The sequence below is a fragment of the Novosphingobium sp. BL-S-20 genome, assembly GCF_055521635.1.
This window is the reverse complement of record NZ_CM145494.1, coordinates 1,784,365-1,797,082: the sequence shown is the minus strand read 5'-3', so window position 1 is coordinate 1,797,082 and position 12,718 is coordinate 1,784,365. Positions and strand designations below refer to the sequence as shown.

Genomic DNA, 12,718 nt, shown 5'->3' with positions numbered 1-12,718 from the left:
TAATCAGGCGTCGATCAGTTCCGGATCGATTTCGCCCGCGCGGTTCTGGATGAACTGGAAACGGTGTTCCGGGTTGCGGCCCATCAGGCGGTCGACGAGGTCCTTTACCGCCGCGCGGCCTTCGTATTCCGGCGGCAGGGTGATGCGGATCAGCGAGCGGCTTTCCGGGGCCATCGTCGTTTCGCGAAGCTGCTGCGGGTTCATCTCGCCGAGACCCTTGAACCGGCCCACTTCGACTTTCTTGTTCTTGAACACCGTCGCTTCCAGTTCCGCGCGGTGGGCATCGTCGCGCGCATAGGCCGACGTGGAGCCTGCAGTCAGACGGTAGAGCGGCGGCTGGGCGAGGTAGAGGTGCCCGCGCCGTACGATGTCCGGCATCTCCTGGAAGAAGAAGGTCATCAGCAAGGTAGCGATATGCGCGCCGTCGACATCGGCGTCGGTCATGATGACCACGCGGTCGTAGCGCAAGTTGTCCGGGTTGCAGTCCTTGCGGGTGCCGCAACCGAGCGCGAGGCCGAGGTCGGCGATTTCCTGGTTCGCGCGAATCTTGTCCGCCGTGGCCGAGGCGACGTTGAGGATCTTGCCGCGGATCGGCAGGATCGCTTGGGTCTTGCGGTTGCGGGCCTGTTTGGCCGAGCCGCCTGCCGAGTCGCCCTCGACAATGAAGAGTTCGGTTTCGCCATCGCCTTCGCCCGAGCAGTCGGTCAGCTTGCCGGGGAGGCGCAGCTTGCGGGCATTGGTGGCGGTCTTGCGCTTGACCTCGCGTTCCGCCTTGCGGCGCAGGCGTTCGTCCATGCGCTCCATCACCGCGCCGAGCAGGGCCTTGCCGCGTTCGAGGTTGTCGGTGAGGAAGTGGTCGAAGTGGTCGCGCACCGCCGCTTCCACGAGGCGTGCTGCCTCGGGGCTGGTCAGGCGGTCCTTGGTCTGGCTCTGGAACTGGGGATCGCGGATGAAGACCGAGAGCATCACTTCGCTGCCGGTGATCATGTCGTCCGGGGTGATGTCCTTGGCCTTCTTGGCCTGGCCCACGAGATCGGCGAAAGCGCGGATGCCCTTGGTCAGCGCCGCGCGCAGGCCCTGTTCATGGGTGCCGCCGTCCGGCGTCGGGATGGTGTTGCAGTACCAGGAAAACGAACCGTCCGAATAGAGCGGCCAGGCGATCGCCCATTCCACGCGGCCCTGTTCGGAGCCGTCTTCGCCGCGCGGGAAGTCCTGCGTGCCGGAGAAGAACTGCGTGGTCACGCATTCGCGGCTGCCGATCTGTTCGGCGAGATGGTCGGCAAGGCCGCCGGGGAACTGGAAAGTCGCTTCGGCCGGGACATTGTCGTCCGCCAGCGAGGGCGCGCATTTCCAGCGGATTTCGACGCCCGCGAAGAGATAGGCCTTCGAGCGTACCAGCTTGAACAGGCGCGCGGGCTTGAACTGCTGGTCGCCGAATATCTCGGTGTCGGGAGTGAAGCTGACCGCCGTACCGCGCCGGTTCGGTGCCGCGCCGACCTTCTGGAGCGGGCCGAGCGTTTGCCCACGCGAAAATTCCTGCGCGAACAGTTCCTTGTTACGGGCCACTTCGACCCGCGTGAGGCTGGACAGCGCATTGACCACGGAAATGCCGACGCCGTGCAGGCCGCCCGAGGTGGCATAGGCCTTGCCCGAGAACTTGCCGCCCGAGTGGAGCGTCGAAAGGATGACTTCGAGCGCCGACTTGCCGGGGAACTTGGGATGTTCGTCGACCGGGATGCCGCGTCCGTTATCGGTGATGGTCAGCCGATTCCCTTCGTCAAGCGTGACCTCGATGCGGTTGGCATGGCCGGCGACGGCCTCGTCCATCGCGTTGTCGAGCACTTCGGCGGCGAGGTGATGGAGCGCGCGCTCGTCGGTGCCGCCGATGTACATGCCGGGGCGGCGCCGGACAGGCTCCAGCCCCTCCAGCACTTCGATCGCGGAACCATCGTAGGATTCCCCGCCCGAGGACGGGAGCTTGTCGAACAGGTCATCGGACATGGGCGGGACTATAAGGCGCCCAGACCCGCGATCAAGCACGGGTTTGGGCTTATCCGCAAAGACATGTTCACTTTTTCTTCCTCCCAGAGGCAGGGAGGAAGAAATTACTTGGGGAAGCCGCTCGGTGCCGCGCTGACGACCTTCACCGTACCGCCTTCCACGCTGCGGACTTCGAGCGCGCGCTCGATCAATCCGTTGCGGCCAAAACGGAACGGGCCGTCCACGCCCAGGAAGCCGCCGGGATCGAGCATGGCCGTGGCCGGGAAGGCCTTGCCGGGCGCCCAGTCGCGCGCGACGCGCAGGGTCAGCAGCACCGAATCGTAGCCGAGCGTGGCAATGCGGAAAGGCGCGGCGCCGAAGCGGGTGCGGTAGCTCTTGGCGAACTGGGCGAAGCGCACGTCGGAAACGGTGGAGAACCACGCACCATTGAGAGCCGGGCTGGTCGCCAGTTCGCGCTCGCCGCCCCAGAGTTCGGTGCCGAGCAGGCGCACGCCCGCGCCGCCGCCCGCCGCGCGGTACGACACCGCGGCCTTGGCCGAGAGGCTGCCGCTGTCGGCAATCAGCAGGGCGCCGTAGCCGCTCTTGGCCTTGATCCGGCTTGCGGCAGAGGCAATCGAGGCGGCGGAACGGTCGTACGTTTCCATCGCCACCACCGAGCCGCCGGCATCGCGCACCGAGGCGAGCAGCGAACTGCTCACGCGCTCGCCGTAGTCGCCCTTGGGCACGAGCGCGGCAAAAGTGGTCACGCCCTTGCCGCGCGCATAGCCCACGGTGCGGGCAATCGACTGGCCGGGCAGGTTGCCGATGATGAAGACGTCCTTGCCCGCAGCCTTCTCGTCGTTGGAGAACGAGATCAGCGGTACATGCGCGGGCTTGGCGACGGCCGCCACCGAGGCGATGTCGTCGGAGAGAAGAGGGCCGAGAATCAGCTTGTTACCGTCCGCCACGGCGCGGCGCGCGGCCTCGCCGGGATTGGTGCCGGTGTCGTAAGTGGTGATGCGCAGGTTCTTCGCGCCGGTATCGAGCAGCGCCATGTTCGCGGCATTGGCCAGCGACTGGCCGACGCCCGCATTGGGGCCGGTGGTCGGCACCAGCAGCGCGACGCGGTGACGCTCGGTATCGGTGGGAATCTCGCTTTCCGAAGGGGTCGGAGCCGGGGCGGGAGCCGGGGCAGGGGCCTTGGGAACCACGGCGCAGCCCGCCAGGGCCGCCATCGCTGCCGCCGCGAAAAGGTTGCGCCGGTTCAGGCGATCATAGAACATTGCTTGCCGCTCCCATAGTGCTTGGGCCATGAGTTCCCGCGATGGAACACACTCTCACCTCAGGCCTCTACATAGTGGCAACCCCGATTGGCAACCTCGGGGACATTACCTTTCGCGCCGTGGAGATCCTCAAGGGGGTCAGTGCGGTCGCCTGCGAGGATACCCGCGTTACCGGAAAACTGCTGCATCACCTCGGTATTAAGCAGAAGATGATCCGCTATGACGACCATGCGGGAGAAGGCGACCGCGAGCGTCTGCTGGCGCTCATGGAAAGCGAGCCGGTGGCGCTTGTCAGCGATGCGGGGACGCCGCTGATCTCCGATCCGGGCTATCGTCTCGTGAAGATCGCGCGGGAGCGGGGCATTCCCGTGACCAGCCTGCCCGGCGCCAATGCGGCGGTGATGGCGATGACGCTTTCGGGCCTGCCCAACGACCGTTTCCTGTTCGCCGGGTTCCTGCCGAACAAGGCCAAGGCGCGCGAGACGGTGCTCGGCGATCTCGCCAAAGTGCCCGCGACGCTGATCTTCTACGATACCGCGCCGCGTCTGGAGGATTCGCTCGAAGCGATCGCGGCGGTCCTGCCGGGCCGCGAAGTGGCCGTGGCGCGCGAACTCACCAAGAAGTTCGAGGAATGCCGCAGCGGCACCCCGGAGGACCTCATCGCCCATTATGCGGCCCATCCGCCCAAGGGCGAGATCGTCCTGCTCATCGCCCCGCCGGGTGAGGAGCCGATCGGGGAAGTCGATGTGGATGCGCTGCTGCGCGCCGAACTCGCGCTGGCCAAGCCCTCGCAAGCGGCGGCGAGCGTCGCCAGGGCGACCGGTCTCGACCGCAAGATGCTCTATGCCCGGGCGATGGAGTTGAAGTGAACAGGCGGCGCGCCGAAGCGGAGCGCAAGGGGCGGCGAGGGGAGGTGCTCGCCGCATGGTACTTGCGGCTGACCGGCTGGAGCATCCGTGCCACGCGGGTGAAGACCGCGCGCGGAGAAGTCGATATCGTCGCCCGGCGCGGGCGGACCTTGTGCTTCGTCGAAGTGAAGTGGCGGGCTCGCCGCGCCGATCTCGACCATGCGATCGACCATTATCGCCTGCGCCGCGTGGCCGCTGCTGCCGAGGCCGTCGCGCACCGCTATCAGAAGCCCGGTGACAGTTTGAGGATCGACGTGCTCCTGCTGGCACCGGGTTGCTGGCCTCGCCGCATCGTCAATGCTTGGCAACCGGGCGCCTGAAGTTCGGGAGCCTGAAGCTCGATCCGGCGCGCAAAGTTTCAGGACTGACCCAAAACCATTCGCGCCCGCCGCCGAATTTGATTAAGCCGCCTTTCCGAAAGATACCGCTCGGTACATATCCCGCGAGGACCAGACTTTTCATGACCTTACGCATCGCCGTTCAGATGGACCCGCTGGAATCGATCAAGATCGCAGGCGATTCCTCGTTCGCGCTCATGCTCTCGGCGCAGGCACGCGGACATGAGCTGTTCCACTATGACGTGCGTACGCTCGCCTATGACGCTTCCTCGGGCGCAGCCGGACGGCTGACCTGCTGGGGCGCGCCGGTGACGGTACAGCGCGTCGAAGGCGCGCACTTCACGCGCGGCGAGTACCGCCTGATCGACCTCGTGGCCGATATCGACGTGGTGCTGATGCGGCAGGACCCGCCCTTCGACCTCGGCTACATCACCGCGACCCACCTACTGGAGCGGCTCGCCGGGCAGACGCTGGTGGTCAACGATCCGGTCTCGGTCCGCAACGCGCCCGAGAAGGTCTTCGTGCTCGACTATGCGCGCTTCATGCCGCCGACCTTCATCGCTCGCCGCATCGAGGACGTGCGCCTGTTCCAGCAGCGCAATGTCGCAGCCGGTTTCGGCGGCGATCTCGTCATCAAGCCGCTCCACGGCAATGGCGGCAAGGCGGTGTTCCGCGTGCCTGCCGACGGCAGCAACCTCGGCGCCCTCATCGAGATGTTCGAGAACGCCTGGGTCGAGCCGTTCATGGTCCAGCCCTTCCTTCCCGACGTGGCCGAGGGAGACAAGCGCATCGTCCTCGTCGACGGCGAGTTCGCGGGCGCCATCAACCGCAAGCCGGGCGCGGGCGAATTCCGCTCCAACCTCGCAGTCGGCGGCTCGGCCGAGGCGACCGGTCTCACTTCGGCGGAAGAGGAAATCTGCGCGGCGCTGGCGCCGCAGCTCAAGGCGCGCGGGCTTGTTTTCGTGGGCATCGACGTGATCGGCGGCAAATGGCTGACCGAGATCAACGTGACTTCGCCGACCGGCATCGTCGCCATCGACCGCTTCAACGGCACCGATACCGGCGCGAAGATCTGGGACGCGATTGAGGCCCGCCACGCGGCGATGTAACGCTGCCCGAGGGAACGAGGTCCATGAACGAGTGGGTCATCTGGCTGATCGAGGGAGGAGGATACTGGGGTATCCTCTTGCTGATGGTGCTCGAGAACATCGTGCCGCCGATCCCCTCCGAACTCATCATGGGCGTGGCCGGGATCGCCATGGCGCATGGACGCATGGATTTCGCGCCGGTGCTGATTGCCGGGACGGTGGGATCGACGCTTGGGAACTATGTGCTGTTCCTGGTAGCGGATCGCCTCGGTTATGAACGACTTCGGCCGTTCATCGATCGCTGGGGCCGCTGGTTGACCCTGGAATGGCGGCAGGTGGAACAGGCGGGCAAGTTCTTTCGCCGGCATGGCCGCTGGGTGGTCTTCGTCATGCGCTTCATGCCGATGTTCCGGACACTGGTGTCGGTCCCGGCTGGCCTTGCGCATATGAAGCACTGGCCGTTCCTGATCTACACTGCGGCGGGGGCGGCGATTTGGAACACGCTGCTCATTCTGGCCGGAAGCTGGATGGGCCGTCGCTTTGCCGAAGCCGAGATCTGGGTCGGCTGGGCCACGATCATCCTCGCGGCGGGAACGGCCGTCTGGTATCTTTGGCGCGTGATTTTCTGGAAGTCCTCCGAAGGGTAAGGCAGAAAATGCATGCATGTAATATTTGTCAGTTTTTTACAATTCATACAGTATCACACCTAGTTGCAATGCCGTATTCTTTGCTCGCAACCATTTTGGAGCAGGGGTTATGTCCAAGCGATTGGCAGCGGAATTCTTCGGTACATTCTGGCTCGTCTTAGGGGGCTGCGGTGCGGCGGTCCTTGCGGCGGCTTTTCCCGACCTCGGTATCGGCTTTGCGGGCGTTGCGCTGGCCTTCGGCCTGACGGTCGTGACCATGGCCTATGCGGTGGGCAGCATTTCCGGCGGACACTTCAATCCGGCGGTTTCGCTCGGCATGGCGGTCGGCGGACGGCTCGACTGGAAGGACCTCGTTCCCTACTGGGTCGCGCAAGTGCTCGGCGCCATCGTGGCGGCTGCGGCGCTTTACGCCATCGCCTCGGGCAAGGCGGGCTGGACGCCGGGCGGTTTCGCGACCAACGGCTACGGCGAACTCTCGCCCGGCGGCTATGCCCTGTCTTCGGCGCTGTTGATCGAGACGATCCTGACGGCGGGCTTCATCGTCGTCATCCTTGGTTCCACCTCGAAGGTCGCTCCGTCCGGGTTCGGGCCGCTGGCGATCGGGCTGTGCCTGACGCTGATCCACCTCGTGGCGATCCCGGTGACGAATACTTCGGTCAATCCCGCGCGCTCGACCGGCGTGGCGCTTTTCGCGGAGACGGCGGCGCTGGGGCAACTCTGGGCGTTCTGGCTGGCGCCGCTAGTCGGTGCCGCGATCGGCGCATTGATCTGGCGGGGGTTCCTGGCACCCCACGAAGGCGCGCTCTGAACTATCAGCCCTGCTCGCGCGGATGGGCGCTGCGATAGACGTCGAGCAGGGTCGCCGCATCGACCTTGGTGTATATCTGTGTCGAGCCGAGGCTGGCGTGGCCGAGCAGTTCCTGAAGACTGCGTAGGTCCGCCCCAGCGCCGAGCAAGTGGGTGGCGAAGCTGTGGCGCAAGGCATGGGGCGTCGCGCTTGCGGGCAGGCCCAGCACGATGCGGGCGCGGGCGACGGCTTTCTGCACCATGCCCTGCGACAGCGGACCGCCCTTGGCGCCCCGGAAGATCGGCGCATCCGCCGCCATCGGCCAAGGGCATTTGTCCAGATAGTCGGTCACGCCTTCGCGCACGATCGGTAATAGCGGCGCCATGCGCTGCTTGCCGCCCTTGCCGGTGACGAGCAGCGTCTCGCCCAGCGGGAGTGCCGTGCCGGTGATCGACAGCGCCTCCGCAATGCGCAGGCCTGCGCCGTAGAGCAACAGCAGCACGGCTCGGTCGCGCGCGCCGATCCACGGCTCGCGCGCATCTTCCTCCACCGTCGCGGCGAGATTGACCGCTTCGTCCGGCGTCACCGGGCGGGGAAGGCCCTTCTTCACGCGTGGCCCGCGCAGGCGCGGGGCATTGGCATGGGCCACGCCCGCCTGTTCGCGCGCGAAGGCAAGGAAGCTCTTGAGCGCCGAAAGCTCGCGCGCGGCGGAAGTATTGCCGATGCCGTCCTCGCGCCGCCCGGCAAGGTGCAGCCGCAAGTCGGCGGCTTCGAGCCGGGCGAGCGCCGGCCAGTCGGCAGGCTGCGCGGCGTCGATCAGGCGCGCGGCGGTGGCGATATAGGCGCGCACGGTATGGGGACTGCGCCGCCGCCCGTTCCTGAGATGATTGCCCCAGGCTTCGAGCAGGTCGGCTTTCGTCATGCCGCTCAAGGCTCGACCAGATCGACCGGCACGATTTCGCCGAGCAGCCCGTCGAGCAGCGGCATGCCCTGTTCGGTCACATGCAATCGCGCGCCCTCGCGCCGGACGAGGCCCTGCTTCTCGTAGAAGGCGGCCTTGGCGGGATCGCAGAGTTCCGCGCCGTCGAGGCCGAAGCGCGCCGCCATTGCATCGAGATCAACGCCTTCGCGCAGGCGCAGGCCCATGAGCATCGCCTCGCTGGCCTGCTCGCGGCGGCCGAGATCGCGGTGCTCGTTGATGCCCTGCGCGTGGAGATCGATGGCTTCGAGCCAGTTCTCCGGCTTGCGGTGGCGCGTGGTGGCCACACCGCCGCGCCGCCCGTGGGCGCCGGGGCCGATGCCGCAATAGTCCTGATATCGCCAGTACGTGAGGTTGTGGCGGCTTTCCTCGCCGGGGCGGGCGTGATTGCTGATCTCGTAGGCGGGCAGGCCTGCCGTCGCAGTCATTTCGCGGGTGAGCGCGAACATGTCGGCGCAGGCATCCTCGTCCAGCGGCTCGAACTGGTTCTGGCGCACCATCGTCGCGAACTTGGTGCCCGGCTCGATGGTCAGTTGGTAAAGCGAGAGGTGCCCGGTGCCATAGGACAGCGCCTGCGCGAGTTCCGCTTGCCACTGGTCTAGGGTCTGGCCGGGGCGCGCATAGATCAGGTCGAAACTGACGCGGGAGAAGCGCTTCTGCGCCACTTCCAGCGCTTTCAGCCCCTCTTGCGCGTCGTGCAAGCGGCCAAGGAACCGCAAGGTCTCGTTATCGAGCGCTTGTAGCCCGAGGGAGACGCGGTTGACGCCCGCGGCGGCCAGCGCCTCGTAATTGCCCGCTTCGACGGAGGAGGGATTGCCCTCCAGCGTGATCTCGATCCCCTCCGAAAAGCCCCAGAGCTTCTCCGCTTCGTCGAGCAGCCGCGCGACGAGGGCAGGGGGCATCAGCGAAGGGGTGCCGCCGCCGAAGAAGATCGAATCGAGCTTCTCCCCGCCCGCGACTTCGTGCTCGTGGCGCATGTCGGCGAGCAGGCCCGCCTGCCAGCGCTCCACTTCGACCCGTTCGCGGACATGGCTGTTGAAGTCGCAATAGGGGCACTTTGCGAGGCAGAACGGCCAGTGGATATAGAGCGCGCGCGCCATCGTGACAGATTAACCCGCGAACTGCTCCGCGACCAGCTTGGCGAAAGCATCGGCGCGGTGGCTGATCTCGTGCTTCTTCTCGGGCGCGATCTCGGCAAAAGTCTGGTCGAGACCGTCGGGCACGAAGCAGGGGTCGTAGCCGAAGCCCAGCTTGCCGCGCGGGGGCCAGGTGAAGCTGCCGTTCGAGCGGCCTTCGTAGACCGCTTCCTCGCCGTCGGGCCAAGCGATTGCCAGGACGCAGGAGAACCAGCATGAGCGATCCACGTCAGTACCCTGTTCGCAGAGCAGGCCTTCGACTTTGCCCATGGCCATGAACCAGTCGCGGCCGGGTTCGCCCTCGAACCACTGCCGCTCGGCCCAGTCGGCGGTGTAGACGCCGGGCTTTCCACCGAGCGCTGTCACCGACATTCCGCTGTCGTCGGCGAGCGCGGGAAGCTGCGCGGCCTTGGCGGCGGCATGGGCCTTGAGGAGCGCGTTCTCCACGAAAGTCGTGCCGGTCTCTTCCGGTTCGGGCAGGCCGAGGTCGCCTGCGGAGACGCAGTCGATGCCGAACGGTGCGAGCAGGGCGTCGATTTCCCGCAGCTTGCCCGCATTGTGCGTGGCGATGACGAGGCGGGTGTTTCCAAGCTTGCGGGTCATTCTCGTGGTTCCATTTTCGTCGCCCCCAACTGCGCGGGGGCGACGATAAGGGGTAGGACTTGGCTTAGCGGCCGACAGCCTTGGCCTGCTCGGCGAAGATGCGGTCGCAGCCGATGCGGGCGAGACGCAGGAGGCGCAGCAGGCCTTCCTCGTCGTAGGTCGCGCCTTCGGCGGTGGCTTGGGCTTCGGCGATCTTGCCACCTTCGATCAGCACGAAGTTGGCGTCGGCGTCGGCCGAGCTGTCTTCGATATAGTCGAGGTCGAGCACCGGGGTGCCGTCGCAGATGCCGCAGGAGATCGCGGCGACGCGGCCGGTGATCGGGTCTTCCTTGATCTTGCCGTCGGCCATCAGCTTGTCGACGGCGAGGCGCAGAGCGACCCAGGCGCCCGAGATCGAGGCGGTGCGGGTGCCGCCGTCGGCCTGGAGCACGTCGCAGTCGAGCACGATCTGGCGCTCGCCAAGCTTCTTCATGTCGACCACGGCGCGAAGCGAGCGGCCGATCAGGCGCTGGATTTCCTGCGTGCGGCCGGACTGCTTGCCCTTGGCGGCTTCACGGCTGCCGCGCGTGTGGGTGGCGCGGGGAAGCATCGAATATTCAGCGGTGACCCAGCCTTCGCCCTTGCCGCGCAGGAACGGCGGAACTTTTTCCTCGACCGAGGCGGTGACGAGCACGCGGGTATCACCGAAAGAAATCAGCACCGAACCTTCGGCGTGCTTGGTGAAGCCGGTCTGGATGTCGATAGCGCGCATCTCGTCGGGGGTACGGCCTGAAGGTCGCATGGGATGTCCTTTGCTCAAGTTCTGATCGTCGATTACCCGCGCGCCCCTAGAGCATTTTCATCGCGAGTGGAAACACCTCGGGGACGGAAAATGCGCGCAATCGAATGGTGCCCGCGCATTTGGCTTGAGACGCTCGCGCCAGCCCCTAGATTGAGAGCAAATGCCGACACCACCGATCAACGAACTTTCCGACCGCGCCCGCGAGATATTCCGCCTCGTGGTGGAAGGCTATCTGGCGACCGGCACCCCCATAGGCTCCAAGGCGCTGGCCGGGCCGGGCGGCGTCAGGCTGTCCTCTGCCTCGATCCGGTCGGTGCTGGCGGACCTCGAATCGTTCGGCCTGCTGGCCGCGCCGCATACCAGCGCCGGGAGGCTGCCGACCGAGGCGGGCCTGCGCCTCTTCGTCGACGGCATCATGCAGGTGGCCGAACCGACCGTGGAGGAGCGCCTCGCGATCGAGAGCCGGATTTCCTCGCCCGGCCCGATCGAGGCAGCGCTGGAGGCGACCAGCGCGCTGCTCTCCAATCTCACCTCCGGAGCGGGTGTCGTCATGGTGCCGCGCCGTGAGCCGCGCCTGATGCATCTCCAACTCGTGCCGCTGGGGCCGGGCCGGGCGCTCGCAGTTCTGGTGGGCGAGGACGGCGCGGTGGAGAACCGCATCGTCGAATTTCCCGCCTCCCTGCCGCCGGGCGCGCTGGAGGAGGCCTCCAACTACATTACTGCCCACCTCGCGGGCCGCACGCTCGGCGAAGCGGCGCGCGCGATGCGCGCGGATATCGCCACCGGCAAATCGGCCCTCGACACCGCAAGCCGCGATCTGGTCGAGCGCGGACTGGCGGTCTGGAGCGAGGATGCGATGGCCCGCCCGGTGCTGATCGTGCGGGGTCAGGCCAACCTCCTCGACGAAACCGCGCTTTCGGACCTCGAACGGGTGCGCTCGCTGCTGGACGATTTGGAGAACAAGCAGTCGGTCGCCGAACTGCTCGACCTTGCGCGCGAGGCGCAGTCGACGCGCATCTTCATCGGCTCGGAGAACCGGCTTTTCGCGCTTTCCGGCTCCTCGGTGATCGCCTCGCCCTATCGCGATCGCGACGGCAGAGTGGTCGGCGTAGTGGGGGTAATCGGGCCGACCCGGTTGAATTATGCGCGCGTCGTCCCCATGGTGGACTTCACTGCCCAGAGCCTGGGCAAGCTCATCGGATAGCTGGAAGCCTACAATAATGACCGAACAGAAAACGCAGTCGACAGAAGACGCGGCCATTGCCGAAGAACTGAAGGGCGTGCCCGAGGATATGATCGACAATCCTGAACTCGCCAAGCTGCGCGAAGAACTCGAAACGGCGAAGCAGGACGTGCTCTACGCCCGCGCCGAGACGCAGAACGTGCGCCGCCGCCTCGAAAAGGACGTTGCCGACACCCGCGCCTATGCCGCGACCGGTTTCGCCCGCGACATTCTTTCCGTGGCCGACAACCTGACCCGCGCGCTTTCGGCGATCCCGGCGGACCTGCGCGAGGACGAGAAGCTCAAGGGCATCGTCGCGGGCATCGAGGCCACCGGCCGCGAGATCGACAAGGTCTTCACCAACCACGGTATCACCCGCATCGCCGCCATGGGCCTGCCGCTCGATCCCAACCAGCACCAGGCGATGATCGAGGTTCCCTCGGCCGATGCCGAAGCCGGTACGGTCGTGCAGGAGCTTCAGGCCGGTTACATGATCAAGGACCGCCTGCTGCGTCCGGCCATGGTGGCCGTGGCCAAGAAGCCGGACTGATCCTGCCTGCTCGCCGCGCGCACGCTGCGAACTTCAAGGCCCGTCAAGGCCTTGCGGGACGAGCGGGCGCGCGGCGGCGATAGTCTGCGGTTCCTTCTGGAACCCGCCTGCATTGGGGCCGTTGATCAGGTAGAAACCTGATAATTCAGCGGAGAGAACCCATGCGAATGCTCATTCTTCCCATCCTCGCCGCCGGAGCCCTTGGTGTGGCCGGCTGCGCGAGCAACTATGCCGGTGAGGGCGCTCTTGCCGGTGGCGCACTCGGCGCGGGCGTCGGCGCGCTTGCAGGCGATGTCGGTGCCGGTGCTGCGGTCGGTGCTGCGGCGGGTGCCGTGGCCGGATCGACCAAGGAAAAGCACAAGGGCTGCTATCGCTACGACCGTCGCGGCGATCGCTATTGGGACCGCGACTGCTGA

14 protein-coding genes are annotated in these 12,718 nt (G+C 66.3%); 8 read left to right on the top strand and 6 right to left on the bottom strand.

The window, feature by feature from the left end; all coding sequences use genetic code 11:
- Positions 1 to 3 precede the first annotated feature (3 nt).
- Together parE and ACZ1II_RS16145 are read right to left on the bottom strand one after the other, a co-directional pair.
- The gene (gene parE, locus ACZ1II_RS16150; protein WP_465144657.1) at positions 4 to 2,001 is read right to left on the bottom strand and encodes a DNA topoisomerase IV subunit B; all 1,998 of its coding nucleotides are present in this window, start codon (positions 1,999 to 2,001) and stop codon (positions 4 to 6) included.
- A 104-nt stretch (positions 2,002 to 2,105) separates the two neighbouring features.
- A complete protein-coding gene (locus tag ACZ1II_RS16145; protein ID WP_465144656.1) occupies positions 2,106 to 3,263 on the bottom strand; it encodes a penicillin-binding protein activator in 1,158 nt (385 codons plus the stop codon).
- 41 nt (positions 3,264 to 3,304) lie between these two features.
- On the opposite strand from ACZ1II_RS16145, the gene rsmI reads away from it, so the two are divergent.
- From rsmI to aqpZ, 5 genes are all read left to right on the top strand, one after another.
- Positions 3,305 to 4,132, top strand: a complete 828-nt coding sequence (gene rsmI, locus ACZ1II_RS16140; RefSeq protein ID WP_465144655.1) for a 16S rRNA (cytidine(1402)-2'-O)-methyltransferase — start codon at positions 3,305 to 3,307, stop codon at positions 4,130 to 4,132.
- Complete coding sequence (locus ACZ1II_RS16135; RefSeq protein ID WP_465144654.1) at positions 4,129 to 4,491, top strand: YraN family protein; 363 nt, start codon at positions 4,129 to 4,131, stop codon at positions 4,489 to 4,491. The genes rsmI and ACZ1II_RS16135 overlap by 4 nt, the downstream gene beginning before the upstream one ends.
- 140 nt (positions 4,492 to 4,631) lie before the next feature.
- The gene (gene gshB, locus ACZ1II_RS16130) at positions 4,632 to 5,618 is read left to right on the top strand and encodes a glutathione synthase (RefSeq protein WP_465144653.1); all 987 of its coding nucleotides are present in this window, start codon (positions 4,632 to 4,634) and stop codon (positions 5,616 to 5,618) included.
- A gap of 23 nt (positions 5,619 to 5,641) precedes the next feature.
- The gene (locus tag ACZ1II_RS16125) at positions 5,642 to 6,244 is read left to right on the top strand and encodes a DedA family protein (RefSeq protein ID WP_465144652.1); all 603 of its coding nucleotides are present in this window, start codon (positions 5,642 to 5,644) and stop codon (positions 6,242 to 6,244) included.
- A 109-nt stretch (positions 6,245 to 6,353) separates the two neighbouring features.
- Positions 6,354 to 7,052 (top strand): aquaporin Z, encoded by a 699-nt coding sequence (aqpZ, locus tag ACZ1II_RS16120; protein ID WP_465144651.1) that lies wholly within the window; start codon positions 6,354 to 6,356, stop codon positions 7,050 to 7,052.
- Between the two features lie 4 nt (positions 7,053 to 7,056).
- On the opposite strand, the gene ACZ1II_RS16115 is transcribed toward aqpZ, so the two are convergent.
- From ACZ1II_RS16115 to rph, 4 genes are all read right to left on the bottom strand, one after another.
- Complete coding sequence (locus ACZ1II_RS16115; protein WP_465144650.1) at positions 7,057 to 7,953, bottom strand: tyrosine recombinase XerC; 897 nt, start codon at positions 7,951 to 7,953, stop codon at positions 7,057 to 7,059.
- Positions 7,954 to 7,958: 5 nt separating this feature from the next.
- Positions 7,959 to 9,110, bottom strand: coding sequence for a radical SAM family heme chaperone HemW (hemW, locus tag ACZ1II_RS16110; RefSeq protein ID WP_465144649.1), 1,152 nt, complete (start codon positions 9,108 to 9,110; stop codon positions 7,959 to 7,961).
- Between the two features lie 9 nt (positions 9,111 to 9,119).
- Positions 9,120 to 9,749, bottom strand: a complete 630-nt coding sequence (rdgB, locus tag ACZ1II_RS16105; RefSeq protein WP_465144648.1) for an RdgB/HAM1 family non-canonical purine NTP pyrophosphatase — start codon at positions 9,747 to 9,749, stop codon at positions 9,120 to 9,122.
- A 64-nt stretch (positions 9,750 to 9,813) separates the two neighbouring features.
- A complete protein-coding gene (rph, locus tag ACZ1II_RS16100) occupies positions 9,814 to 10,530 on the bottom strand; it encodes a ribonuclease PH (RefSeq protein ID WP_334183920.1) in 717 nt (238 codons plus the stop codon).
- Positions 10,531 to 10,690: 160 nt separating this feature from the next.
- Here rph and hrcA point away from each other — a divergent pair, with 160 nt between their 5' ends.
- From hrcA to ACZ1II_RS16085, 3 genes are all read left to right on the top strand, one after another.
- Complete coding sequence (hrcA, locus tag ACZ1II_RS16095) at positions 10,691 to 11,734, top strand: heat-inducible transcriptional repressor HrcA (RefSeq protein ID WP_465144647.1); 1,044 nt, start codon at positions 10,691 to 10,693, stop codon at positions 11,732 to 11,734.
- Positions 11,735 to 11,750: 16 nt separating this feature from the next.
- Positions 11,751 to 12,302 (top strand): nucleotide exchange factor GrpE, encoded by a 552-nt coding sequence (gene grpE, locus ACZ1II_RS16090; protein WP_465144646.1) that lies wholly within the window; start codon positions 11,751 to 11,753, stop codon positions 12,300 to 12,302.
- Positions 12,303 to 12,463: 161 nt separating this feature from the next.
- Positions 12,464 to 12,718, top strand: a complete 255-nt coding sequence (locus ACZ1II_RS16085) for a YgdI/YgdR family lipoprotein (RefSeq protein WP_186829871.1) — start codon at positions 12,464 to 12,466, stop codon at positions 12,716 to 12,718.